This window comes from Aeromicrobium sp. Leaf350 (assembly GCF_916858655.1).
GTDB lineage: Bacteria > Actinomycetota > Actinomycetes > Propionibacteriales > Nocardioidaceae > Aeromicrobium.
In genome coordinates this window covers 411,570-431,635 of sequence record NZ_CAKASL010000002.1, presented here as the reverse complement: position 1 = coordinate 431,635, position 20,066 = coordinate 411,570, and the positions used below count along the sequence as shown (strand labels likewise).

Sequence of the window (20,066 nt, the reverse complement as noted above, 5' to 3'; positions counted from 1 at the left end):
ATGTCGGCGACCGCCATTGGGAGGCGTGCGTCAGAATGGTCGGATGACCACCCGGGACGAGCTGGTGCCCCTGCTGCGCCATCCCGTCCGGTTCGAGGTGGCCGACGAACCGGCCAAGTCGCACTTCGTGATCGACGCCCCCGACGGCGAGCACCAGGTCTCCGCGTTCGACGCCGTCGGGCCGCTCAGCCAGGGCATCCGCCTCGTGAACGCGCACGCCTCCGTGCGGGCCTGGGCGACCCCCGCGATCATCGCGCTGCGCCTCATGACCACAGGTCATCTGCTGCAGCCGCCCGGCTCCTCCGTCGACCAGCTGCGCAACGCCGGCAACGCGATCGGTCCCGACGCCGGCTCCGGACAGAAGTCCGTCTTCGCCTTCCTCGAGGCCCTCGCGGTCGACGCCCCCACCGTGGCCACCACGCCGCAGGAGCCGGCACCACGTACCGTGCTGCCCCGGCAGCGTGAGACGACCTTCTCCTACGCGTTCGAGGTCACCTTCCTTGAGACCCCGACCGACACCGAAGCAGCGGTCGTGCGCCTGCGCATCATCCCCCGCGCCCAGGTCTCCTCCCCCTTCGACGCCTCCGAGCTCACGAGCGGCCCGGAGCGTCCGATCGTGGTCGACGCGCGTGAACCCACGCGCGAGATGCTCGAGCGGGTTGCTCGCTGGTGGGAGCCCGCGGCGCGACTGGCCGAGCCGCACGCCCGCGGTGGTGTCACCGTCGGCGCGGACGCCCTGGCCGAGCTCGGCAGCAGCCGCCTCACGGCGACTCTCCTGGCCAACCGCATCGACGTCCGGTGGCCCGAGTCGCTCGTGCGCCAGCTCGACACGCGCGCCGTGCTGCGGGCCGACGAGTCGCCGCGGCACGACCGGCCGGCCGCATTCACGCACCAGCAGCTCTTCCGCTTCAACTGGCAGGTCGCCGTCGGCGACCAGGTGCTCAGCGAGGCGGAGGTCGAGCAGCTCGCCCGCGACCACCGCGCCGTGATCCGACTGCGCGACTCCTGGGTCATGGTCGACCGCGCCAAGCTGCAGCGCGCTCTCCACGGCGGGTCGACGGAGGTGCGGGCGGGCGAGGCACTCCGCGCGGTCGTGACGGGCGAGATGCTCGTCGACGGCCGGCGCACGGTCGTCGAGACGGTCGGCTGGCTCGACGACGTGCGTCGCCGTCTCTCCACGATGGACCGCGATCTCGTGGCCGCGCACCAGCCCGACGCGCTCTCCGGAGCCCTGCGTGACTACCAGCTCCAGGGCCTGCGCTGGATGAGCCAGCTCACCGAGCTGGGGCTGGGCGGATGCCTCGCCGACGACATGGGCCTGGGCAAGACCGTCATGCTGATCGCGCTCCAGCTGCACCGCGCCGAGCGCGCCGCCGCGCTGGGCGTGCCGCACGGCCCGACGCTCGTCGTGTGCCCCGCCTCGGTCATCGGCAACTGGGAGCGTGAGGTCGAGCGCTTCGCCCCCGACGCCGAGGTGCACCGCTTCCACGGTCCGCGCCGCTCGCTGGCCACGCTGCGCAGCGGCTTCGTCATCACGACCTACGCGACGATGGTCAGCTCCGCCGCCGAGCTGAGCGACATCGGCTGGGACCTCGTCGTCGCCGACGAGGCGCAGAACGTCAAGAACCCGCGCACCAAGGCGGCGCGCGTCCTGCGCGGCATCGAGGGGCTCTCACGGCTGGCGCTCACCGGCACCCCGGTCGAGAACCATCTCGGCGAGCTGTGGTCGATCCTCGACTGGACGACCCCCGGCCTGCTCGGCTCGTGGGAAGAGTTCCGAGCCACCTGGTCGCGACCGATCGAGTCGGGTCGGGAGCCGCACCGGGCCGCCGAGCTGGCCGAGCTCGTGCAGCCCTTCGTGCTGCGGCGGCGCAAGACCGACCCGGGCATCGCTCCGGAGCTGCCGCCGAAGATCGAGACCGACTACCGCGCGAACCTCACGCGCGAGCAGATCGGGCTGTACGAGGCCGCGGTGCGCGAGACGATGGCGGAGATCGAGGCGGCCGAGGGCATGAAGCGCCGCCAGCTCGTCGTCACGATGCTGACCCGCCTCAAGCAGATCTGCAACCACCCCGCCCACTTCCTGCGCGAGGCCGACGGCAAGCTCGAGGGCCGCTCCGGCAAGCTCGCGGTCTTCGACGAGCTGCTCGAGGAGATCGTCGACGAGGGTCGAGCCGCGCTCGTGTTCACGCAGTACACGACGATGGGCCACCTGCTCACCCGCCACCTCACCGATCTCGGCATGTCGCACCGGTTCCTGCATGGCGGCACGGGTGTCCGCCAGCGCGAACGCATGGTCGAGGACTTCCAGGCCGGTGAGTTCAACGTGTTCGTGCTGTCGCTGAAGGCCGCAGGCACGGGCCTCAACCTGACGCGGGCCGACCACGTCATCCACTACGACCGCTGGTGGAACCCCGCCGTCGAGGACCAGGCCACCGACCGCGCGCACCGCATCGGGCAGACCCGAGCCGTCCACGTGCACCGTCTGGTCAGCGAGGGGACGATCGAGGAGTCGATCGCCGAGCTCATCACGAGCAAGCGCGCCCTGGCCGACGCGGTGGTCAACGCCGGCGAGACGGCCCTCACGGAGCTGAGCGACGACGACCTCGCCCGCCTTGTGCAGCTGCGTCGCTAAGCGGTCCGTTCGCCGACGTCAGCCGCGGCGGAACCAGCGCCGCTTGTCCGAGTTGCCCTGCTCGTCCTGGGGCCCCTCTGGCGGCGGGGGCGGACTGTCGACCCGACGGTGTCGCCCCTCGCGTGCGACGCCGGAGTCGACGGGCACACCGGCGCGTCGTCGTCCCTCGTTCACTGTGTCGTTCATCGGGTCTCCCTCCCTCGACGTCTCCCGATCATGCACCGATCGGGGGTCACCGCGGCCGAAGCCGGTCTAGACTCGCCGGGCTGTCGATCGTGAATGAGGTGCCCATGAGCCTGCTGCCGTCCCTGTCACCCGGACCCGTCGGACTGCTCCGTGAGCTGGCCGGGATGCCCGTGACGTTCGCGCGGCTGGCCGCAGGACTGAGTGGACTCACCAACGCCAGCCCCCGCGGGGACGGCCACATGGTGCTCGTGCTGCCGGGCTTCACGGCGACCGATCACACGACCCTGCCGATGCGGCACTACCTGGAGGACCTGGGCTACCGGACCTCCGGCTGGAACCTCGGGTGGAACCTGGGCATCACGCCCGACGACGAGCTCAAGCTCGAGCAGCTCATCGCAGACCTGGCGGACGAGCACGGCCCGATCACCATCGTGGGCTGGAGCCTGGGCGGCGTGTACGCCCGCGAGGCCGCACGACGCCGCCCGGAGCTGGTGCGTGCCGTCGTCACGATGGGCACCCCGATCCGAGGCCGCGAGGGCACGGAGTGGATCGTGCGGTGGTTCCGCCTGCTGAACCCGGCGGCTGCCGACGACCTGACGCCGGAGGGTGCCGAGCGCCACGCCCAGCCCCTCCCCATGCCGATGACGGCCATCTGGTCGCCGCGCGACGGCGTGGTCTCCGGCCCGGCCTGTCGCGTGCGCGAGGAGGACGAGGGACCCCTGGCCCACAACGTCAGGGTCGACGCCGCCCACTTGGGCATGGGCTTCGATCTGGGTGTGCTGCGGGCTCTCTCAGAGGCCCTGGCTGCTACGGCCGCCGTCGCCGCTGCCTGACTGAGACCTGTCTCACGCTCCCGGCCGAGGCGGAACTCTCACTTACACTCGCTCGTCGTCTCATGGGGCACGAGACACGTGCCTGGATGCGGAGGGGTGCCATGTCCGCAGCAGCTCGAAGCCTGACCACGCCGCCCAAGGGAGGCGCCGACCTGGGTCTGCTCCTCGGCCGGGTGGTCGTGGGAGTCGCGTTCGTCGCGCACGGTTGGCAGAAGTGGAGCGACGGGATCGGCAGCACGCAGGCCGGTTTCGACGCGATGGGGATCCCGGCTGCCGACGCGGCCGCGATCGTGCAGGCGTCGCTCGAGGTCGGCGGCGGAGCGCTGCTCGTGCTGGGGGCCCTGACACCGCTGGTCAGCGGGTTGCTCGGGCTCTCGATGCTGGGCGCTGCCTGGTTCGCGCACCGTGACGCGTTCTTCGTGGCCGACGGCGGAGCGGAGTTCGTGCTGGTGCTGGCGGCCGCCTCCTTCCTGTTCGCCCTCGTCGGGCCAGGTCGGTTCAGCGTCGACGCAGCCCGCACCTGATCGCTCAGGCGGCATCGCGAGCGTCATAGACTGACTGCCGGGCCTCGTAGAAGGCGCAGGCGACCACCGACATGTCGATGAGTCCGCGCCGACGCAGGTACTCGAGCAGGCGTCCGGTGAGGGCGATCTGAGCCCGCCGTTCCGAGGGGACCGGCAACAGCCAGCTGGGGTCGAGGAATCCCGGGAGGCAGCACACCAGGCCCTCCAACCCGAAGATGCGGAGCAGCGCTCCACGGGGTGCGAACTGGCGCTCCGCCTCGAGGATGGCGGAGTACTGCCCTCCGATGTACGGCGTGATGTCGACCGAGGCCAGATAGGCGTCGAGCCGATCGACGACCGCGCCGTAGGTACGGACGGTGCGGCGCGTGACGCGGGCTGCTTCGATGGCGAAGAATCGCTCGACGATGTCGATGGGGGCGAGCTCCAGCTCCTCGCGGGGCGGCTCGGCGTCGGGATGGCGGGTGACGGTCATGGAAGGTCCTCTCGTCTGTGTGGTGAGAGAGACGCTAGGAGCCGGCACTGACACGCGGCACAGCCCCGACTCCGCGGGAGTCGGGGCTGTGGAGAACGGCGGGATCAGTCGTCGACGACGGTGACCTCGACCTCGATGTTGCCCCGCGTCGCGTTCGAGTACGGGCACACCTGGTGGGCCTTGTCGGCGAGCGCCTGGGCCTCGTCGTGGGGCAGGTCGGGGATGACGACCTCAAGCTTCACGGCCAGCTGGAAGCCGCCCTCGCCGTTCGGGCCGATCGAGACCTTGGCACCGACCGAGGAGTCACCCAGCGTCGCCTTCTCGGCGCGCGCCACGGCCTGCAGGGCGCCGTGGAAGCAGGCGGAGTAGCCGGCAGCGAAAAGCAGCTCGGGGTTCGCGGCGCCACCCTTGCCACCCATGCCCTCCGGCACGGCGAGGTCGAGATCGAGCTGGCCGTCGCCCGTGCGGACGTGGCCGTCGCGGCCGCCGCCGGTGGCGAGGGCTTCAGCGGTGTACAGGGTTTCCATGGTGATCTCCTTGGGTTGGTTCGTGGTCAGGACTGGAGTGGTTCGAGGTCGGCCACACGGCGGGCCAGGGCGCGGAGCGCGACGAACTCGTCGGCGTCGAGGTCGATGGCGTCGGCCACGCACTGCTGCAGACGACCGACTTCCGCGCTGAGCTCTCGGCCGGCATCGGTGAGGTGCACGTGCACGCGGCGCTCGTCCTCCGTGGACGGACGACGCTCCACCAGACCCTGGACCTGCAGCCGCTTCAGCAGCGGCGAGAGCGTGCCGCTGTCGAGGCTGAGCCGCTCCCCCAGGGCCGAGACGGTGATGCCGTCGTCCTCCCACAGCACCATCAGGGCGAGGTACTGCGGATAGGTGAGTCCGAGCTCGGTCAGCGTGCCGCGGTACGCCGTCGTCAGCCGGCGCGATGCCGCGTACAGCGCGAAGCAGAGCTGGTCGTCGAGGCGTGCCGTGGTCATAAAAGAAAGCATTGCACGCAATTCGATTGTGCGCAACTCATTATCGACGTGGCTGCCGACTCACCAACCGGGCGGCCGCACCACGTTCGCGGGCGCCTCGGCGAACCAGTGCTTGACCTGGTCCTCGTCGTACCCGGCGATGCCGCAGCCGACCTTGGTCAGCAGGAACGTGAGGTGCGGCAGGGCCGCGGCGACGTCGAGGAAGTGGGCAGCAGCCGACCTGAAGGCGGCCTCCCCCTCCATCGTCGGCAGGGCGTACGTGCGACCGGTCAGCCCCTCACCCACGCCCCACTCGGCGCCGAAGCGCTCGTGTGCGACCTTCGCCGCGCCTCCCCCGTGCTCGCCGGTGACGTTGCTGCCGAAGACGAAGACCTCGTCGTCGGCCAGCTCGGTGATGTCTGACGGTGTGGTGCGAACCATTCCCCCATCGTGCGCCGGGATCGGCCGGTGCGCACGCACGACAGCGCCTGCGGTCCGGCCGAAGCCGATCCGCAGGCGCTGTCGGGCTGGCTCAGCTGCAGCCGCTGGTCGAGCCGCAGCCCTCGCACACGTGGCAGGAGCCGGCGGGGCGCATCTTGGTGCCGCAGGTCATGCACAGGGGCGAGTCGACCGCGGAACCGGTGATGACCTCGAGCAGCTCGGCCGAGGTGTGAGCCTGGGCCGGAGCCGCCTTGGCGGTCTCCTCGACGACGTTCTCGACCGGGGTGGCCTCCGCGGCCGGAACCGGGGAGCCCTTCTCGGTCGGCGCCGACTCGACGAGCTCGGCGGCGGTCGTGCCGTCGTTGATCGGCTGGTACGAGCCGGTGTCGAGGTGACGCTGACGCTCGTCGGCCGAGAAGATGCCGAGGGCCGAGCGGGTGTCGAAGTCCAGGTAGTCCAGCGCCAGGCGACGGAACACGTAGTCCATGATCGACTGCGCCATCCGGACGTCCGAGTCGTCGGTCAGACCGGCCGGCTCGAACTTCAGGTTGGTGAACTTGCTGACGAAGGTCTCCAGCGGCACGCCGTACTGCAGGCCGATCGAGGTCGCGATGCTGAAGGCGTCCATGACACCGGCCAGCGTCGAGCCCTGCTTGCCGAGCTTGAGGAAGACCTCGCCCAGCTCACCGGTCTCGTGCGCACCGGAGGTCATGTAGCCCTCCGCGCCACCGACGCTGAAGCTCGTGGTGATCGAGGCGCGCGACTTCGGCAGACGGCGACGGATCGGCTTCTCGACGACGACCGTCTTGACCTCGGTCGCGGCCGTGGCCGACGCGTTGGTCTTGTCGTCCTGCGACTTCTGGCTGGACAGCGGCTGGCCGACCTTGCAGTTGTCGCGGTAGACCGCGAGCGCCTTCAGGCCGAGCTTCCAGCCCTGCAGGTAGACGTCGGCGATCTCCTCGACCGTGGAGGTCTCGGGCATGTTGACCGTCTTGGAGATGGCACCCGACAGGAACGGCTGGGCCGCCGCCATCATGCGCACGTGACCCATGGGCTTGATGGCCCGCTCGCCGACCGCGCAGTCGAAGACCTCGTAGTGCTCGGTCTTCAGGCCGGGGGCGTCGATGACGTGACCGTGCTCGGCGATGAACTCGACGATCGCCTCGATGGTCTCGTTCGTGTAGCCGAGCTTGGTGAGCGCGGCCGGGACCGTCTGGTTGACGACCTGCATGGAGCCGCCGCCGACGAGCTTCTTGAACTTGACCAGCGAGAAGTCCGGCTCGATGCCGGTCGTGTCGCAGTCCATCATGAAGCCGATCGTGCCGGTGGGCGCCAGGACGGAGGCCTGGGCGTTGCGCCAGCCGTTCTTCTCACCGATCTTGAGGTTGTCGGCCCACTGCTTGGTGGCCTCGCGGTGCACGGCGATGTCCATCGAGTGCAGCGTGCGGATGTCGTCGTTGGCGGCGAGGTGCTTGCGCATGACCCGCGTGTGCGGGGCGGCGTTCTGCGCGTAGCCGTCGTAGGCGCCGACGATGCCGGCCAGCTCGGCCGAACGGCGGTACGAGGTGCCGGTCATCAGCGAGGTGATGGAGCCGGCCAGGGCGCGACCGCCGTCGGAGTCGTACGCGAGGCCCGAGGCCATCAGCAGCGCGCCGAGGTTGGCGTAGCCGATGCCGAGCTGGCGGTAGGCCCGCGTGGTCTCGCCGATCGGGTCGGTCGGGAAGTCGGCGAAGCAGATCGAGATGTCCATCGCGGTGATGATGAGCTCGACGCTCTTGACGAACTTCTCGACGCCGAACGAACCGTCCTCGTTGAGGAACTTCATCAGGTTCAGGCTGGCCAGGTTGCAGCTCGAGTTGTCGAGGTGCATGTACTCCGAGCACGGGTTCGAGGCCGTGATGCGGCCCGCCTCCGGCGTCGTGTGCCAGTCGTTGATGGTCGAGTCGTACTGGATGCCCGGATCGGCGCAGGCCCAGGCGGCCTTCGCGATCTTGTCCCAGAGCTCGTTGGCGTCGATCTGCTCGATGACCTCACCGGTCATGCGACCACGCAGGCCGAAGTCGGTCTTCTCCTCGACCGCGCGCATGAACTCGTCGCTGACGCGGACGGAGTTGTTGGCGTTCTGGTACTGCACCGAGGTGATGTCGGAGCCACCGAGGTCCATGTCGAAGCCGGCGTCGCGCAGGACGCGGATCTTCTCCTCCTCCTTCTCCTTGGTCTCGACGAACTCGACGATGTCGGGGTGGTCGACGTCCAGGACGACCATCTTGGCCGCGCGACGCGTGGCGCCACCGGACTTGATGGTGCCGGCGGAGGCGTCGGCGCCGCGCATGAAGGAGACCGGGCCCGAGGCGGTGCCGCCCGAGGAGCGGAGCAGCTCCTTGCTGGAGCGGATGCGCGACAGGTTGAGGCCGGCGCCGGATCCACCCTTGAAGATCAGGCCCTCCTCGCGGTACCAGTTGAGGATCGAGTCCATCGAGTCGTCGACGGCCAGGATGAAGCAGGCGCTGACCTGCTGCGGGCTGGACGTGCCGACGTTGAACCAGACGGGGCTGTTGAAGCTGAAGACCTGGTGCAGGAGCATGTGCGTCAGCTCGTGCTCGAAGACCTCGGCGTCGGCGTCGGTGGCGAAGTAGCCGAAGTCGCGGCCGGCCTTCACGTAGGTGAGCACGACGCGGTCGAGGAGCTGCTTGAGGCTCTGCTCACGCTCGGCCGAGCCGACCGCACCACGGAAGTACTTCGTGGTGACGATCGTGGAGGCGTTGACGCTCCAGAAGTCGGGGAACTCGACGCCCCGCTGCTCGAAGACGTTCTCGCCGGTCTTCCAGTTGGTCTGGACGACGTCGCGACGCTCCCACGTGACGGCGTCGTACGGGTGCACGCCCTCGGTCGTGTAGATGCGCTCGATCTTCAGGCCGGCGCCGGCCTTCGAGGCGTTCTTGCGCTGGGATCCGGTGGATCCGCTGACCGTTTCCGTCATGGGGTGCTCCTGTGCTGAAAAAGGGTGATGGCTGCTGCGTGCGAGGTGGTGCGGCGTGCGGTGACGTGCGGGGTCGACACCACGACGGGTGCCGGCCCTGGACTACGGGGTGGTGCGGCTGGCGGCCTCTTCGGCGAGCTCGCCGTCGGCCGAGCGGGACATCAGGCTGGCGATCTCGGCGGCGAAGTCGTCGGCGGAGTCGAAGGCCTTGTAGACGCTCGCGAATCGCAGGTAGGCGACCTCGTCGAGCTCCTTCAGGGGTTCGAGAACGGCGAGGCCCACCTGGTGGGCCTCGATCTCGGCGCAGCCCGAGGAGCGCAGCGCGTCTTCCACGCGCTGACCCAGCCGGGCGAGGTCGTCGTCGGAGACCGGGCGGCCCTTGCAGGCCTTGCGGACACCGGCGACGGCCTTCTCACGGGCGAAGGGCTCGGTGGCCCCCGACCGCTTGAGGACCATCAGCTGCATCTGCTCGATCGTCGTGAAGCGCTTCTCGCAGGACGAGCAGGTGCGACGGCGACGGATCGAGCCACCCTCGTCGGCGACCCGGCTGTCGAGCACTCGGGTGTCGGTGTTCTTGCAGAACGGACAGTGCATGTCGGGCCTCCTCGGGGGCTGGTTTCGAGCGACGGGCTGTGGATGGATCTGGGGACTTCCTGTGGAGCAGTGGCCCGAACATGTGGGTAACACCGCCTGGGCTGTGCACCTATATGTGGAGAACTACACGCGTGTAAGTCCCAGATGTAGTGGCTACCGTACGTGGTCAACCCAGGCCCGCGCAAGCATCTTCCCGCGCGCCACTGACTATTTTTGGGACGGACGTATCTGTGCAGGTCAGGGCCCTGGAGCCGTCACATCCGTCACACGAGCCTCAGGAGTTCGACCCCGCGATGGCCCGTCCGGACCATGCCGGCGAGCCTCTCGGCACCTCCGCGCCCACACTGGAGGGGTGACTCCCCCACCCAAGACCTGCGCCTCGTGCGGGCGCACGATCGAGTGGCGCAAGAAGTGGGAACGCGACTGGGACTCCGTGCGCTACTGCAGCGACGCCTGCCGCCGGCGCGGCGTGAGCGAGGAGGACCGTCGACTCGAGCGCACGATCGTCGAGCTGCTCGACCAGCGAGCCGCCGACGCGACGATCTGCCCGTCCGACGCCGCTCGCGCCGCCGGCACCGAGGACGGCTGGCGCGACCTCATGGAGCCGACCCGCCGCGCCGCCCGCCGCCTCGTGGACGCCGGGACCGTGGAGATCACCCAGGGCGGACACGTCGTCGACCCGTCGACCGCGAAGGGCCCCATCCGCATCCGGCTCGTGCGCCGCGGCTGATCGACCCCGGAAGGACCTTGTGGACTGTCGGTGTCCGGGTGGACGCTGTCCACATGGCGATCCGACTGAACCCGTACCTCAACTTCTCCACCGAGTCCCGAGAGGCGCTCGAGTTCTACCACGCGGCGCTCGGCGGCGAGCTGACGATCATGACCTTCGGCGACTCCGGCATGAGTGACGACCCGGCCCAGGCGCACCTGGTCATGCACGGCCAGGTCGACACCCCCGTCGGCCTCACGCTCATGGCCTCCGACACCCCTCCGGGCGGTGACCAGCCGCAGCACGGCACCCACGTCAACGTCTCGCTCAGCAGCGACGACACCGACCTGCAGCCCTATTGGGACAGGCTCACCGAGGGCGCCGAGATCGTCGAGCCCTTCGCGCTGGCACCGTGGGGCGACAAGTTCGGCCTGTTCAACGACAAGTTCGGCATCGCCTGGCTCGTCAATCAGGCTAGCCTCGGCTGACCCGAATCCACCGGAATCCCGGCGTTTCAGAGGTTGGACCGCTCGGCTTGCGTAACGCGATCCGCGGCGTAACGTCGAAGGCATGAGCACCCCCAAGTTCACGATTCCCGGACTCACCGACGCCGAGGGCGAGAAGCTGGCAGGCATCCTGCAGGAGCGCCTCCACGCCCTCAACGACCTGGCCCTGACGCTGAAGCACGTTCACTGGAACGTCGTCGGCCCGCACTTCATCGCGGTGCACGAGATGATCGACCCCCACGTGGTCGAGGTCCGTGACGCCGTCGACGAGACCGCCGAGCGCATCGCCACGCTGGGCACCTCCCCCAACGGCCTGACGGGCGACCTCGTCAAGACGCGCACGTGGGAGGACTACTCCCTCGGCCGCGCCACGACCAACGAGCACCTCGGTGCCCTCGATCTCGTCTACCAGGGCGTCATCAAGGACCACCGCAAGGCGCAGGAGGCGGTCGCCGACCTCGACGCCGTGACCGAGGACATGCTGATCGCGCAGCTCCGCGCCCTCGAGCTGTTCCACTGGTTCGTCCGCGCCCACCTGGAGAACACCGGTGGCGAGCTCAGCAGCGCCGGCGCCGGCTCGGAGAAGGCGGCCGCCGACCAGGCCAGCGCCGCCGACACCGTCAGCTGATGCGCTAGCGCGCCGACGCACCACCGCCGCCGCCCTCGACCGCCTCGACACCGAGGTAGTCGAGGGCGGCGTCCGTCAGGGCGAACGCGCGCGTGCGGGCCTGCGGCGCGAGTCGCTGCGCCTCACGCTTCAGGCCGTCGCCGTCGGCCTCCGCGGCTCGCACCGTCGAGGCGTCCTCGTCCACCCATCGCGCGTAGACCTCGGGGACGACCTCGGGATGGAACTGCCACGCGATGGCCTTGGCGCCGTGGGTCTCCTCGATGAAGCACTGCGGGCCGTACCAGGTCGAGCCGAGCACGCGGGCGTGCTGCGGCGGCACGAACGTGTCCTGGTGGAACTGCCCCCACGGACCCGGCGGGCACAGCACGTGGTCGGTCGAGTCGACGCGCACCCAGCCCACCTCGGGCTCCGCCATCCGGTACGAGTGGCCGCCGAGCGCGCGGGCCATCAGCTGCGCGCCGAAGCAAATGCCCATCACCGGCGTGCCGGCGGCCAGTGACTCCCAGACCCAGTCCGACTCCGCCATCACCGCGTGCACGTGCCGCGGATCGTGGGCCGAGCGACTGGAGCCGAGCAGCAGGAGCAGGTCGACCTCGGGCCCCTCGGCGACGTAGTCGGAGCGGGCCGGCAGGTCGCCGCGGTCGACGAACTCCACCGCGGCCCCGTGCTGGCGCAGACGCTCGGTGACGTAGCCGCCCTCGCGGTCGGTCTCGTCGGCGATCACCACTACGCGCATGCCGCCATTCTGTCGTGTCCGCCCAGAACGTCGTCATCCACAGGGGTTCGTCGTCCACAGGGCGCTCGATCTCACCCTCGAGGTCGTCCGTCGCTTCCTACGTTCGGGTCTCACCCGACCGAGAGGAACGACGATCATGAGACTCGTACGACTGCTGGCGGCCACCCTTCTGAGCCTGACCCTCGTCGGCGCTTGCGGCCCCGAGGAGACGGTGCCGACGGACGGACTCCTCAAGCACGTCCGACCCTCCGGTCCCGCCACGGAGCGCGGATCATCCTGGTGGACCGATGCCGCCGGCCCTGGTTGTGGCGCCTCCATGGGCAGCGCCTCGCAGCACGACGGCGACCCCGCCCTGTGCTCGCCGGCGGAGGAGCCGACCGCGCCCCCGACGCCCGCGCCGTGATCCGCTCCCGCGGGTTGTCCACAGTCCGGACGTCGGGTGGCTGACAAGTGCGACCACCGCTGCCTACGTTGCTCGATGCCACGACATCGGGGGATCTCATGGGCCGAACACGCCTCGCACGATTCGCAGCCATCGGGCTGATCGCCGCACTCACCACCGGGTGCACCAGCGACCCCGAGCCGAAAGAACCCGATTCGACAGCATCAGCGACGGCCCTCACGCCGCCAGAGCTCCCCGAGGCCGCCACGGAGGCAACTTCCGAGGGCGCCTCGGCCTTCGTCGGCCATTACCTACAAATGATGAACTTTGCCGCTCACTCCGGCGATACGACTCAACTACGAGAGTTGAGTGGTCCGGAGTGTGGCTCGTGCAGGAGGTACATCGAGGCCGTTGATGCAACCCACAACGCGGGCGGTGAATACCTCGATGGTGACTGGTCAGCCAAGAACCTCGACGTCTCTCAGATGGACGGCTACTGGGCGGTCACCGGAGATGTGACTACGGCTGCAGGTCGCCAGAAAGACAACGCTGAGAGCGACTACAGGGAGACCAGCATGAGCGTGACGCGCATGGAGTTCATAGTCCTTCCAGACCAGCACGGCTGGACTCTCTATAGCTTCGCTGGAGTAGCCCGATGATGGGTACGACGGTCGGCCTTGTCGTTGTGTTGATTCTCGCTCTCACGGGACAGGACTCGAACGTCAGCCCGTCCGATCGAGATGGCGCAGTGATCATCGAGGGTCAGACGCAGACCCTTCCGCGAGCCCACCCTGGCCCCGATGGCGGTTCCTCGTCGATTGGCACATGTCCGGACTATCGGGCTCCGGGGTGCGGCGCCGGCATGGGCGACGCGTATGTCGATGGCTCTCCGGCCACCGGTCCTGGCGGTCCGAGCACTGCATCGGAAGTCCTCCGGGCGGTGGAGGAGGTGGGGCTGCCGGCATTGGCGGTGCGGATCCAGCCGGGGAGCCGGACGCTGGTGAACGCCGAGACGATCTTCTTCACCGAGGCTCCCGAGTTCCGGCACTCCACCGTGCTGCTCGGGCAGGCCGTGGAGATCGTGGCCGTGCCCGCGTCGTTCACGTGGCACCACGGGGACGGCACCAGCCAGGTCACCTCCAAGGCCGGAGCGCCGTACCCGGCGAAGGACGTCACGCACACCTACGCCAAGGTGGCCACCGGCCTGACGCCCCGCGTCGACGTGGGCTACCGCGTGAGCTATCGCGTCAACGGTGGGCCGTCGCTCGAGATCGACCAGCTCATCACTGCAGCCGGTCCCGCCGCTCGCCTGGACGTGGCCGAGGCGCGGCCCGTCATCGTGGCTCCCTGACCCTCAGGGGACGAGGACTGAGTCGCGACGCGACGCGACACCGGGCAGTCGCGGCCTTCCCCAGCGCGTGACTGCCCGGTGTCGGGATCCGGGTCGATGACCCGGGGTCGTGCCGGTCGGCGGGCGTCAGTCTCAACCCAAGGCCCGCCGACCAGATCGTGGCGCCGTCAGTCGGCGTACACCGGAAGGGCGAGCTGCGTGCCCATCTGGAGCGTCTCGCCCTTGACGAGCGAGTTCAGCTGGACGATGTCGTCCATCGTGTCGCGGACGTCGCCGCCCGGGTTGGCCTCGCCGGCGATCGACCACAGGGTCTGCCCCGGCTGCACCGTGATGGTGGTGGTGCCGGTGATCTCGGCGGCGTCGCTCGTGGCGGCAGTGCCCGAGCCGAACACGACCATGAGCGCCGTGACGACGAGGAGCGCGAGCACCGTGAGCAGCACCCGACCGCGGCGCGTGAGGCGCAGGCCGCCCGTCGTCGCGGGACGCGGCGCGCGCGCCGTGCGGCCCGGGACCGCGGTGTGCGGGACCAGAGCGAGGTGACGGTCGCGGGCCTCCTCGGTGCCGCGGGAGTACGGCGCGAGGTCGATCAGCGGAAGCTCGTCGTGGGTGATGCTCATGGTGGTCTCCGTGGGGAAGAGGAGGAAGTTGGTGTGTTCTCTCGAACGTCCGCTCGGGCCTCAGCCGAGGGATGTCATTCGATCGGGGGTTGGTGCGAACGGACGTTCGATCGAACACATGAACGACCATACGGGCAGGGTCGGACAAAAGTGAAGACCTGATTCGAACAAATTTGCGAACGATTGCTCGAGAAGCCTCTGACCTGGGCAAATGGGGCGACTGTGACCTGTGGCACATGCCAGAAGCGGCCGATCGCGCGTCGAACAGAGCCGTGGCGACCGCCGAGAGGCGCGGCGCGGAACTCCCGCCTAGGGTCGAAGACATGTCCGCCGTCACTCGCCTGAAGACCGCCTGGAAGCTCGCGTCCGAACGCAACGCCTCGCTGCTGGCGGCCGGGGTGGCGTTCTACGTCTTCCTGGCCCTCTTCCCCGCGATGATCGCCGGCCTGCTCACGTACGGCCTGGTGGTCAGTCCCGAGACCGTGGCGCGACAGTCCGACAGCATCGCCGACGCCCTGCCCGCGGACGCCGCCTCGGTCATCACCGGCCAGCTCGAGTCGCTGGCTCAGACGTCGTCGAGCTCGCTCAGCATCGGATTCCTCATCGCCGTCGTGCTCGCCGTCTACAGCGCCAGCGGCGGCATGGCCAACCTCGTCACCGCGATCAACGCGATGCTCGGCAACCTGCAGACCCGCAACTTCCTCAAGCAGAAGCTCCTCGCCCTGGGCCTGACCGTCGGCGCCGGAGTGTTCCTCGCCGTCACGGTGACCCTCGTCGCCGTCGCTCCCCCGATCCTCGACAGCCTGATCGACGTCCCGGGCACCCGCGTGCTCCTGGACGTCGGACGCTTCCTCCTGCTGGCCGTGGCGATCGTGCTCGGGTTCGGCCTGGTGATCCGCAGCGCGCCGGACGCCGAGTCGGGCCAGGAGAAGCCCAAGCTGTGGTCGCCGGGCGTCACCGGTGCGGCCGTCGCGTGGCTCATCGCCTCGGTCGGCTTCTCGCTGTACGTCGACAACTTCGGCAGCTACGGCAAGACCTACGGCGCGCTCGCCGGCGTGGTCGTGCTGCTCCTGTGGCTGTGGGCCGGGTTCTTCGCCCTCCTCATCGGCGCCTCCTACGAGGCCGTCGGCGAGGGCGAGCGTCCGCGCGACGCCGAGGCCGACTCCCTCGAGCGCGAGCTCCAGCGGGACGCCGTCGCCGACACGCCCACTCGAACAGATGTTTGATCTCGTCGAACATCTGTCCTAGCGTTGCCCCATGAGCACCGAGGACACCGACGAACTCTCCAACGTCAGTGAGCTGCCTGACGGACCGCCCGACGCCGACGGACTGACCGCGCGTCAGCGTCGCGTCCTGGAGTTCCTGCGCGACGAGGTGGCCCAGCGGGGCTACCCGCCGAGCATGCGCGAGGTCGGTGCCGCAGTCGGTCTGCACAGCACGTCGTCGGTCTCCCACCAGCTCAAGCAGCTCGAGAAGATGGGCTACATCCGGCGCGATCCGTTCCGCCCCCGCGCGATGGAGATCTTCCTGCCCGACGGCATCGGCGCACGCCCGGCCGTCAGCCCCGCGGTCAGCTCGGCCGACGAGACCGTGGTCGACGAGACCGGCATCCGCGACTCGTTGCCCACCGCCACCTATGTGCCGATGGTCGGCCGCATCGCCGCCGGTGGGCCGATCCTCGCCGAGGAGCGGGTGGAGGACGTCTTCCCCCTGCCCAAGTCGCTCGTCGGCGACGGCACCCTGTTCCTGCTCGAGGTCAGCGGCGACTCCATGATCGACGTCGCGATCTGCGACGGCGACTACGTCGTCATCCGTCAGCAGCCCGTCGCCGAGAACGGCGAGATCGTGGCCGCGATGCTCGACGGCGAGGCCACGGTCAAGACCTTCCAGCGCAAGAACGGCGAGGTCTGGCTGCTGCCCGCCAACCAGGAGTACTCCCCCATCGACGGCACCCACGCCACGATCCTCGGCAAGGTCACCGCGGTCCTGCGTCGGGTGTGATCCTCAGGCCTGCGGGCCCGCGTCCCAGGCGCTGCGGAACATGTCGACCAGCGAGTGCCGCACCTCCCAGTCGAGGTCGCGAGCGGCGAGCTCGCCGGCGGCCACGATGCGGGCCGGGTCACCGGGCCGACGGGGGCCGATCTCCGGCGTGAAGTCGATGTCGGAGACCTCGCGGGCCGCGTCCATGATCTGACGCACCGAGACCCCGTCGCCGCAGCCGAGGTTGTAGACCCGCTCCAGGTCGCGACCCTCGAGCAGCGCCCGGGCGGCGACGACGTGCGCCTCCGCGAGGTCGGCCACGTGCACGTAGTCGCGCACGCACGTCCCGTCGGGCGTGTCGTAGTCGTCGCCGTTGATGCGCGGCGTGCGACCCTCGCGCAGCGCCTTGATCACGACCGGGAAGAGGTTGTGCGGGCTGGAGTCGTAGAGCTCCGGCACGGCCGAGCCGACGACGTTGAAGTACCGCAGCGACGTGTGGCGCGTGCCGCCCGACCGCTCGGCGTCACGCAGCAGCCACTCCCCGATCAGCTTCGTCTCCCCGTAGGGCGACTCGGGAGCGGTGGGCGTCTCCTCGGTCACGATGTCGACGTCCGGCGTGCCGTACGTGGCTGCGCTGGAGGAGAACACGATCGCGTCGACCCCGCTGCGGTCCATGGCCTGAAGCAGGCTCACGGTTCCCTGCACGTTCTGCTCGTAGGTGTGCAGCGGACGCTCCACCGAGACCCCGGCGTACTTGTAGCCCGCCAGGTGCACGACGGCCTGCACGTCGTAGTCGGCCATCGTGGCCTCGAGCGCGGCCGTGTCGAGCAGCGACGCCTCGACGAACGGCACGTCGGCCGGCACGAACTCCCGGTGACCGCTCGACAGGTCGTCGACGACGACGCAGTCCAGGCCGGCGAGCCCGAAGGCCCTGACGACGTGCGATCCGATGTAGCCGGCGCCGCCGGTGACCACGATGCTCATAGAGGGCGAGTCTAGGAGGTCGGCAGACACGCGGGCCCCAGGCACGTACGGTGCGTCCATGGATCGCCGGCTCGTCGCAGGTCTCGGTGTCGCCGGCATGCTGACGCTGGTGGCGTCGTGCAGCGTGCCGAGCGTCGGTGAGATCGCGATCAGCCGCGACCCCGACGGTGGCTTCGTGGCGCACGTGCGCATCTGCGACGGCTCAGATCGGGTCGATGGCCTGACCCTCTACGACTCGGACGACACCACGATCGACGTCGAGCCCGTGATGGGGCTGTCCGACCGGTCCGCCTGGAGGATCGGACCGATCATTCATCGACACGCGGGCATGGGGGCCGTCGTCCCGGACGGGGAGCTCACCGTCTACGGCTGGACGCGCGACAACACCGGCTCGCTCGACGGTCCGGGCGCCGACATCCAGACGTGGCTCGGGCTCGGTCCCGGCGACCTGATGCACCTGGAGGTCGTCGACCACGACGGTCTGGACCTGCTGGAGTCGACGATCAGCCGCGGCAAGACCGCCGACGAGTGGTTCGACGAGGCCTGCGAGGGCTGGGACTGATCCCGCTCAGACCCGTGCCTCCGAGGCGACCTGGTCGAGACGCTTGAGGGCGCCGATCACGGTGGCCTTGTCGGTCGTGCGCCACATCGGCGGCAACGAGGCCGCCAGGTAGCTGCCGTAGCGGGCGGTCGCGAGGCGGGAGTCGAGCACGGCCACCACGCCGCGGTCGTCGACGCGACGGATGAGGCGGCCGGCACCCTGGGCGAGCAGCAGCGCGGCGTGACTGGCGGCCACCGACATGAAGCCGTTGCCGCCGTGCTTCTCGACGAGCCGCTGCCGAGCCCCCATGAGCGGGTCGTCGGGTCGCGGGAACGGGATGCGGTCGATCAGCACGAGCTGGCACGTGGCGCCCGGGACGTCGAGCCCCTGCCAGAGGCCGAGCGTGCCGAACAGGCAGCTGTGCTCGTCCTCGACGAAGCGCTGCGTCAGCTCGCTGAGATGGGCCTCGCCCTGGACGAGGATCTCGAGGTCCGGGAGCCGGTCGCGCACGATCTCGGCCGCAGCCTCGGCGGCGCGTCGCGACGAGAACAGCCCGAGGGTGCGCCCGCCGGCGGCCTCCACGAGGTCGACGAGCTCGTCGGCGAGCTGCGTGCTGGGGCCCTCGCGGCCCGGGGGCGGGAGGTGCTTGGCGACGTAGAGCACGCCCTGCTTGCCGTAGTCGAACGGCGAGCCGACGTCGATGCCGGTCCACTCGTGGTCGCCGAACCCCAGACCGACCGACCGCACCACCGCGTCGAAGCTGCCCCCGAGGGAGAGCGTGGCGCTGGTCAGCACCACCGTGCGGTCGGAGAAGACGCTGTTGGCGAGCATGCTGGCGACGTCGAGCGGCGCCAGGTGCAGCCGGGCGCCGGAGCGTCCCTCAGCCGCCCACAGCACGTCCGAGGCGCTGCTGGCCGCCATGCGCTCGGCCACCAGACGCACGTCGTCGACAAGTCCGCGTGCCTGCTGCCGGGCGGCGTCGGGCTCGCCGCCCTTCTCGGAGCTGAAGTCGGACATGCAGGCGCGGGCGGAGTCGCGCACGAGCGAGAGCACGTCGAGGAGCTCGTCGGTGGGCCGGTCGATGCGACCCGGCTCGGTGCGGGTCAGCACGTCGGCGAGGGCGTCGGAGGCGTCGGCCAGGTCGTCGGCGGCCCGTCCGCCCTTGAGATGGCCGCGGGCCCGCCGGGCCGCTCGCTCGACGACGACCGGCTCGAGCTCGACCGTGGCGGCCTGCGTGACGCGCGAAGCCAGTTCGTGGGCCTCGTCGATCACGACGACGTCGTGCTCCGGCAGCGTGGGGACGTCGCCCTGCGCATCGATCGCGAGCAGCGAGTGGTTCGTGACGACGAGCTGGGCCGCGTGCGCCTTGGCCTTGGCCTTCTCGGCGAAGCACTCGAGCGCGAAGTCGCACTTGGAGGCGCCGAGGCACTCACGAGCCGTGACGCTGACCTGACGCCAGCCGCGGTCGGTGTGCGAGGGCGCCGACTCCCGGTCGCCCGGACCCGCGTTCTCGGCCTGGTCCTCGGCCCACTCGCGCAGCGAGACGACCTCGGCACCGAGCGTGCCCTCGGGGATCTCGACGAGCGTGCCCTGGTCGTCGGGCACACCGACCCGCAGCCGGTGCAGGCACGCGTAGTTCGAACGCCCCTTCAGCACGGCGTGCGACGGGACCTCGTCGAGCACGTCGGCCGCACCGCTCAGCAGGGCCGGGATGTCGCGCTGCACGAGCTGGTGCTGCAGGCCCAGCGTGGCCGTCGCGATGACCACGCGCTTGCCGTGCAGCAGGCTCGGGACGAGGTAGCCGAGGGACTTGCCGGTGCCGGTGCCCGCCTGCACGAGCAGGTGGCGGCCGTCCTCCATCGCGGCTGCGACGGCCTCGGCCATCTCGACCTGGCCCGGTCGCTCGACGCCTCCCACGGAGCCGACGGCGGCGTGGAGCACGTCACGGACGCGGCTCGTCTCGGCTTCGGGCATGCGCGTCACCCTAGCCGCGGACCGGCGGG

The 20,066-nt window shown here is 69.9% G+C and carries 23 protein-coding genes; 12 read left to right on the top strand and 11 right to left on the bottom strand.

Annotation, left to right across the window (positions count from 1 at the left end; translation table 11 throughout):
• Positions 1 to 43: 43 nt before the first annotated feature.
• Positions 44 to 2,635 carry a DEAD/DEAH box helicase gene (locus LO931_RS11055; protein WP_229053653.1) on the top strand — a complete coding sequence of 864 codons (2,592 nt, stop codon included), beginning with the start codon at positions 44 to 46 and terminating at the stop codon, positions 2,633 to 2,635.
• 18 nt (positions 2,636 to 2,653) lie between these two features.
• Here LO931_RS11055 and LO931_RS11050 read toward each other — a convergent pair whose 3' ends face one another.
• Positions 2,654 to 2,821 (bottom strand): hypothetical protein, encoded by a 168-nt coding sequence (locus tag LO931_RS11050; RefSeq protein WP_229053652.1) that lies wholly within the window; start codon positions 2,819 to 2,821, stop codon positions 2,654 to 2,656.
• Between the two features lie 104 nt (positions 2,822 to 2,925).
• Here LO931_RS11050 and LO931_RS11045 point away from each other — a divergent pair, with 104 nt between their 5' ends.
• Both LO931_RS11045 and LO931_RS11040 read left to right on the top strand, forming a co-directional pair.
• The gene (locus LO931_RS11045) at positions 2,926 to 3,654 is read left to right on the top strand and encodes a hypothetical protein (RefSeq protein WP_229053651.1); all 729 of its coding nucleotides are present in this window, start codon (positions 2,926 to 2,928) and stop codon (positions 3,652 to 3,654) included.
• A 101-nt stretch (positions 3,655 to 3,755) separates the two neighbouring features.
• Positions 3,756 to 4,178 (top strand): DoxX family protein, encoded by a 423-nt coding sequence (locus LO931_RS11040; RefSeq protein WP_229053650.1) that lies wholly within the window; start codon positions 3,756 to 3,758, stop codon positions 4,176 to 4,178.
• Positions 4,179 to 4,182: 4 nt separating this feature from the next.
• On the opposite strand, the gene LO931_RS11035 is transcribed toward LO931_RS11040, so the two are convergent.
• The 6 genes from LO931_RS11035 to nrdR form a co-directional block, all read right to left on the bottom strand.
• A complete protein-coding gene (locus LO931_RS11035) occupies positions 4,183 to 4,650 on the bottom strand; it encodes a hypothetical protein (RefSeq protein WP_229053649.1) in 468 nt (155 codons plus the stop codon).
• 104 nt (positions 4,651 to 4,754) lie between these two features.
• Positions 4,755 to 5,177 (bottom strand): organic hydroperoxide resistance protein, encoded by a 423-nt coding sequence (locus LO931_RS11030; protein WP_229053648.1) that lies wholly within the window; start codon positions 5,175 to 5,177, stop codon positions 4,755 to 4,757.
• 26 nt (positions 5,178 to 5,203) lie between these two features.
• Positions 5,204 to 5,635, bottom strand: coding sequence for a MarR family winged helix-turn-helix transcriptional regulator (locus tag LO931_RS11025; RefSeq protein ID WP_255657895.1), 432 nt, complete (start codon positions 5,633 to 5,635; stop codon positions 5,204 to 5,206).
• Between the two features lie 60 nt (positions 5,636 to 5,695).
• Entirely contained in the window at positions 5,696 to 6,055 is a 360-nt protein-coding gene (locus tag LO931_RS11020) for a hypothetical protein (RefSeq protein ID WP_229053647.1), read from the bottom strand.
• Between the two features lie 91 nt (positions 6,056 to 6,146).
• Positions 6,147 to 9,035: a vitamin B12-dependent ribonucleotide reductase gene (locus LO931_RS11015; protein WP_229053646.1), complete on the bottom strand. Its 2,889-nt coding sequence runs from the start codon at positions 9,033 to 9,035 to the stop codon at positions 6,147 to 6,149.
• A 102-nt stretch (positions 9,036 to 9,137) separates the two neighbouring features.
• Positions 9,138 to 9,629, bottom strand: a complete 492-nt coding sequence (nrdR, locus tag LO931_RS11010) for a transcriptional regulator NrdR (RefSeq protein ID WP_229053645.1) — start codon at positions 9,627 to 9,629, stop codon at positions 9,138 to 9,140.
• A 352-nt stretch (positions 9,630 to 9,981) separates the two neighbouring features.
• On the opposite strand from nrdR, the gene LO931_RS11005 reads away from it, so the two are divergent.
• From LO931_RS11005 to LO931_RS10995, 3 genes are all read left to right on the top strand, one after another.
• Entirely contained in the window at positions 9,982 to 10,359 is a 378-nt protein-coding gene (locus LO931_RS11005) for a DUF2256 and DUF3253 domain-containing protein (RefSeq protein WP_229053644.1), read from the top strand.
• A 53-nt stretch (positions 10,360 to 10,412) separates the two neighbouring features.
• Complete coding sequence (locus tag LO931_RS11000) at positions 10,413 to 10,826, top strand: VOC family protein (protein ID WP_229053643.1); 414 nt, start codon at positions 10,413 to 10,415, stop codon at positions 10,824 to 10,826.
• Between the two features lie 82 nt (positions 10,827 to 10,908).
• Complete coding sequence (locus tag LO931_RS10995; RefSeq protein WP_229053642.1) at positions 10,909 to 11,472, top strand: Dps family protein; 564 nt, start codon at positions 10,909 to 10,911, stop codon at positions 11,470 to 11,472.
• 4 nt (positions 11,473 to 11,476) lie between these two features.
• On the opposite strand, the gene LO931_RS10990 is transcribed toward LO931_RS10995, so the two are convergent.
• A complete protein-coding gene (locus tag LO931_RS10990) occupies positions 11,477 to 12,208 on the bottom strand; it encodes a type 1 glutamine amidotransferase (RefSeq protein WP_229053641.1) in 732 nt (243 codons plus the stop codon).
• A 136-nt stretch (positions 12,209 to 12,344) separates the two neighbouring features.
• Between LO931_RS10990 and LO931_RS10985 the strand changes: the two genes are divergently transcribed.
• The 3 genes from LO931_RS10985 to LO931_RS10975 all read left to right on the top strand — a co-directional run bounded on the left by LO931_RS10985 (position 12,345) and on the right by LO931_RS10975 (position 13,941).
• On the top strand, positions 12,345 to 12,611 hold the full coding sequence (locus LO931_RS10985) for a hypothetical protein (RefSeq protein ID WP_229053640.1): 267 nt from the start codon (positions 12,345 to 12,347) through the stop codon (positions 12,609 to 12,611).
• 98 nt (positions 12,612 to 12,709) lie between these two features.
• Entirely contained in the window at positions 12,710 to 13,249 is a 540-nt protein-coding gene (locus LO931_RS10980) for a DUF6318 family protein (protein ID WP_229053639.1), read from the top strand.
• A gap of 341 nt (positions 13,250 to 13,590) precedes the next feature.
• Complete coding sequence (locus tag LO931_RS10975; protein WP_229053638.1) at positions 13,591 to 13,941, top strand: hypothetical protein; 351 nt, start codon at positions 13,591 to 13,593, stop codon at positions 13,939 to 13,941.
• A 167-nt stretch (positions 13,942 to 14,108) separates the two neighbouring features.
• Here the strand turns inward: LO931_RS10975 and LO931_RS10970 are convergent, their stop codons facing one another.
• A complete protein-coding gene (locus LO931_RS10970) occupies positions 14,109 to 14,558 on the bottom strand; it encodes a LysM domain-containing protein (protein WP_229053637.1) in 450 nt (149 codons plus the stop codon).
• A gap of 323 nt (positions 14,559 to 14,881) precedes the next feature.
• Here LO931_RS10970 and LO931_RS10965 point away from each other — a divergent pair, with 323 nt between their 5' ends.
• Positions 14,882 to 15,784 carry a YihY/virulence factor BrkB family protein gene (locus LO931_RS10965; protein WP_229053636.1) on the top strand — a complete coding sequence of 301 codons (903 nt, stop codon included), beginning with the start codon at positions 14,882 to 14,884 and terminating at the stop codon, positions 15,782 to 15,784.
• Between the two features lie 31 nt (positions 15,785 to 15,815).
• Positions 15,816 to 16,559 carry a transcriptional repressor LexA gene (lexA, locus tag LO931_RS10960; protein ID WP_229053635.1) on the top strand — a complete coding sequence of 248 codons (744 nt, stop codon included), beginning with the start codon at positions 15,816 to 15,818 and terminating at the stop codon, positions 16,557 to 16,559.
• 3 nt (positions 16,560 to 16,562) lie between these two features.
• On the opposite strand, the gene galE is transcribed toward lexA, so the two are convergent.
• Positions 16,563 to 17,522: a UDP-glucose 4-epimerase GalE gene (galE, locus tag LO931_RS10955; protein ID WP_229053634.1), complete on the bottom strand. Its 960-nt coding sequence runs from the start codon at positions 17,520 to 17,522 to the stop codon at positions 16,563 to 16,565.
• A gap of 58 nt (positions 17,523 to 17,580) precedes the next feature.
• Between galE and LO931_RS10950 the strand changes: the two genes are divergently transcribed.
• Entirely contained in the window at positions 17,581 to 18,084 is a 504-nt protein-coding gene (locus LO931_RS10950; RefSeq protein ID WP_229053633.1) for a hypothetical protein, read from the top strand.
• A 6-nt stretch (positions 18,085 to 18,090) separates the two neighbouring features.
• Here the strand turns inward: LO931_RS10950 and LO931_RS10945 are convergent, their stop codons facing one another.
• On the bottom strand, positions 18,091 to 20,037 hold the full coding sequence (locus tag LO931_RS10945) for an ATP-dependent DNA helicase (RefSeq protein ID WP_229053632.1): 1,947 nt from the start codon (positions 20,035 to 20,037) through the stop codon (positions 18,091 to 18,093).
• Positions 20,038 to 20,066 lie beyond the last annotated feature (29 nt).

Excerpts from the sequence above, each read along its gene's own strand:
- LO931_RS11055 (WP_229053653.1), top strand. The coding sequence starts at position 44 with ATGACCACCCGGGACGAGCTGGTGCCCCTGCTGCGCCATCCCGTCCGG.
- LO931_RS11050 (WP_229053652.1), bottom strand. The coding sequence starts at position 2,821 with ATGAACGACACAGTGAACGAGGGACGACGACGCGCCGGTGTGCCCGTC.
- LO931_RS11045 (WP_229053651.1), top strand. The coding sequence starts at position 2,926 with ATGAGCCTGCTGCCGTCCCTGTCACCCGGACCCGTCGGACTGCTCCGT.
- LO931_RS11040 (WP_229053650.1), top strand. The coding sequence starts at position 3,756 with ATGTCCGCAGCAGCTCGAAGCCTGACCACGCCGCCCAAGGGAGGCGCC.
- LO931_RS11035 (WP_229053649.1), bottom strand. The coding sequence starts at position 4,650 with ATGACCGTCACCCGCCATCCCGACGCCGAGCCGCCCCGCGAGGAGCTG.
- LO931_RS11030 (WP_229053648.1), bottom strand. The coding sequence starts at position 5,177 with ATGGAAACCCTGTACACCGCTGAAGCCCTCGCCACCGGCGGCGGCCGC.
- LO931_RS11025 (WP_255657895.1), bottom strand. The coding sequence starts at position 5,635 with ATGACCACGGCACGCCTCGACGACCAGCTCTGCTTCGCGCTGTACGCG.
- LO931_RS11020 (WP_229053647.1), bottom strand. The coding sequence starts at position 6,055 with ATGGTTCGCACCACACCGTCAGACATCACCGAGCTGGCCGACGACGAG.
- LO931_RS11015 (WP_229053646.1), bottom strand. The coding sequence starts at position 9,035 with ATGACGGAAACGGTCAGCGGATCCACCGGATCCCAGCGCAAGAACGCC.
- nrdR (WP_229053645.1), bottom strand. The coding sequence starts at position 9,629 with ATGCACTGTCCGTTCTGCAAGAACACCGACACCCGAGTGCTCGACAGC.
- LO931_RS11000 (WP_229053643.1), top strand. The coding sequence starts at position 10,413 with ATGGCGATCCGACTGAACCCGTACCTCAACTTCTCCACCGAGTCCCGA.
- LO931_RS10995 (WP_229053642.1), top strand. The coding sequence starts at position 10,909 with ATGAGCACCCCCAAGTTCACGATTCCCGGACTCACCGACGCCGAGGGC.
- LO931_RS10990 (WP_229053641.1), bottom strand. The coding sequence starts at position 12,208 with ATGCGCGTAGTGGTGATCGCCGACGAGACCGACCGCGAGGGCGGCTAC.
- LO931_RS10985 (WP_229053640.1), top strand. The coding sequence starts at position 12,345 with ATGAGACTCGTACGACTGCTGGCGGCCACCCTTCTGAGCCTGACCCTC.
- LO931_RS10980 (WP_229053639.1), top strand. The coding sequence starts at position 12,710 with ATGGGCCGAACACGCCTCGCACGATTCGCAGCCATCGGGCTGATCGCC.
- LO931_RS10970 (WP_229053637.1), bottom strand. The coding sequence starts at position 14,558 with ATGAGCATCACCCACGACGAGCTTCCGCTGATCGACCTCGCGCCGTAC.
- LO931_RS10965 (WP_229053636.1), top strand. The coding sequence starts at position 14,882 with ATGTCCGCCGTCACTCGCCTGAAGACCGCCTGGAAGCTCGCGTCCGAA.
- lexA (WP_229053635.1), top strand. The coding sequence starts at position 15,816 with ATGAGCACCGAGGACACCGACGAACTCTCCAACGTCAGTGAGCTGCCT.
- galE (WP_229053634.1), bottom strand. The coding sequence starts at position 17,522 with ATGAGCATCGTGGTCACCGGCGGCGCCGGCTACATCGGATCGCACGTC.
- LO931_RS10950 (WP_229053633.1), top strand. The coding sequence starts at position 17,581 with ATGGATCGCCGGCTCGTCGCAGGTCTCGGTGTCGCCGGCATGCTGACG.
- LO931_RS10945 (WP_229053632.1), bottom strand. The coding sequence starts at position 20,037 with ATGCCCGAAGCCGAGACGAGCCGCGTCCGTGACGTGCTCCACGCCGCC.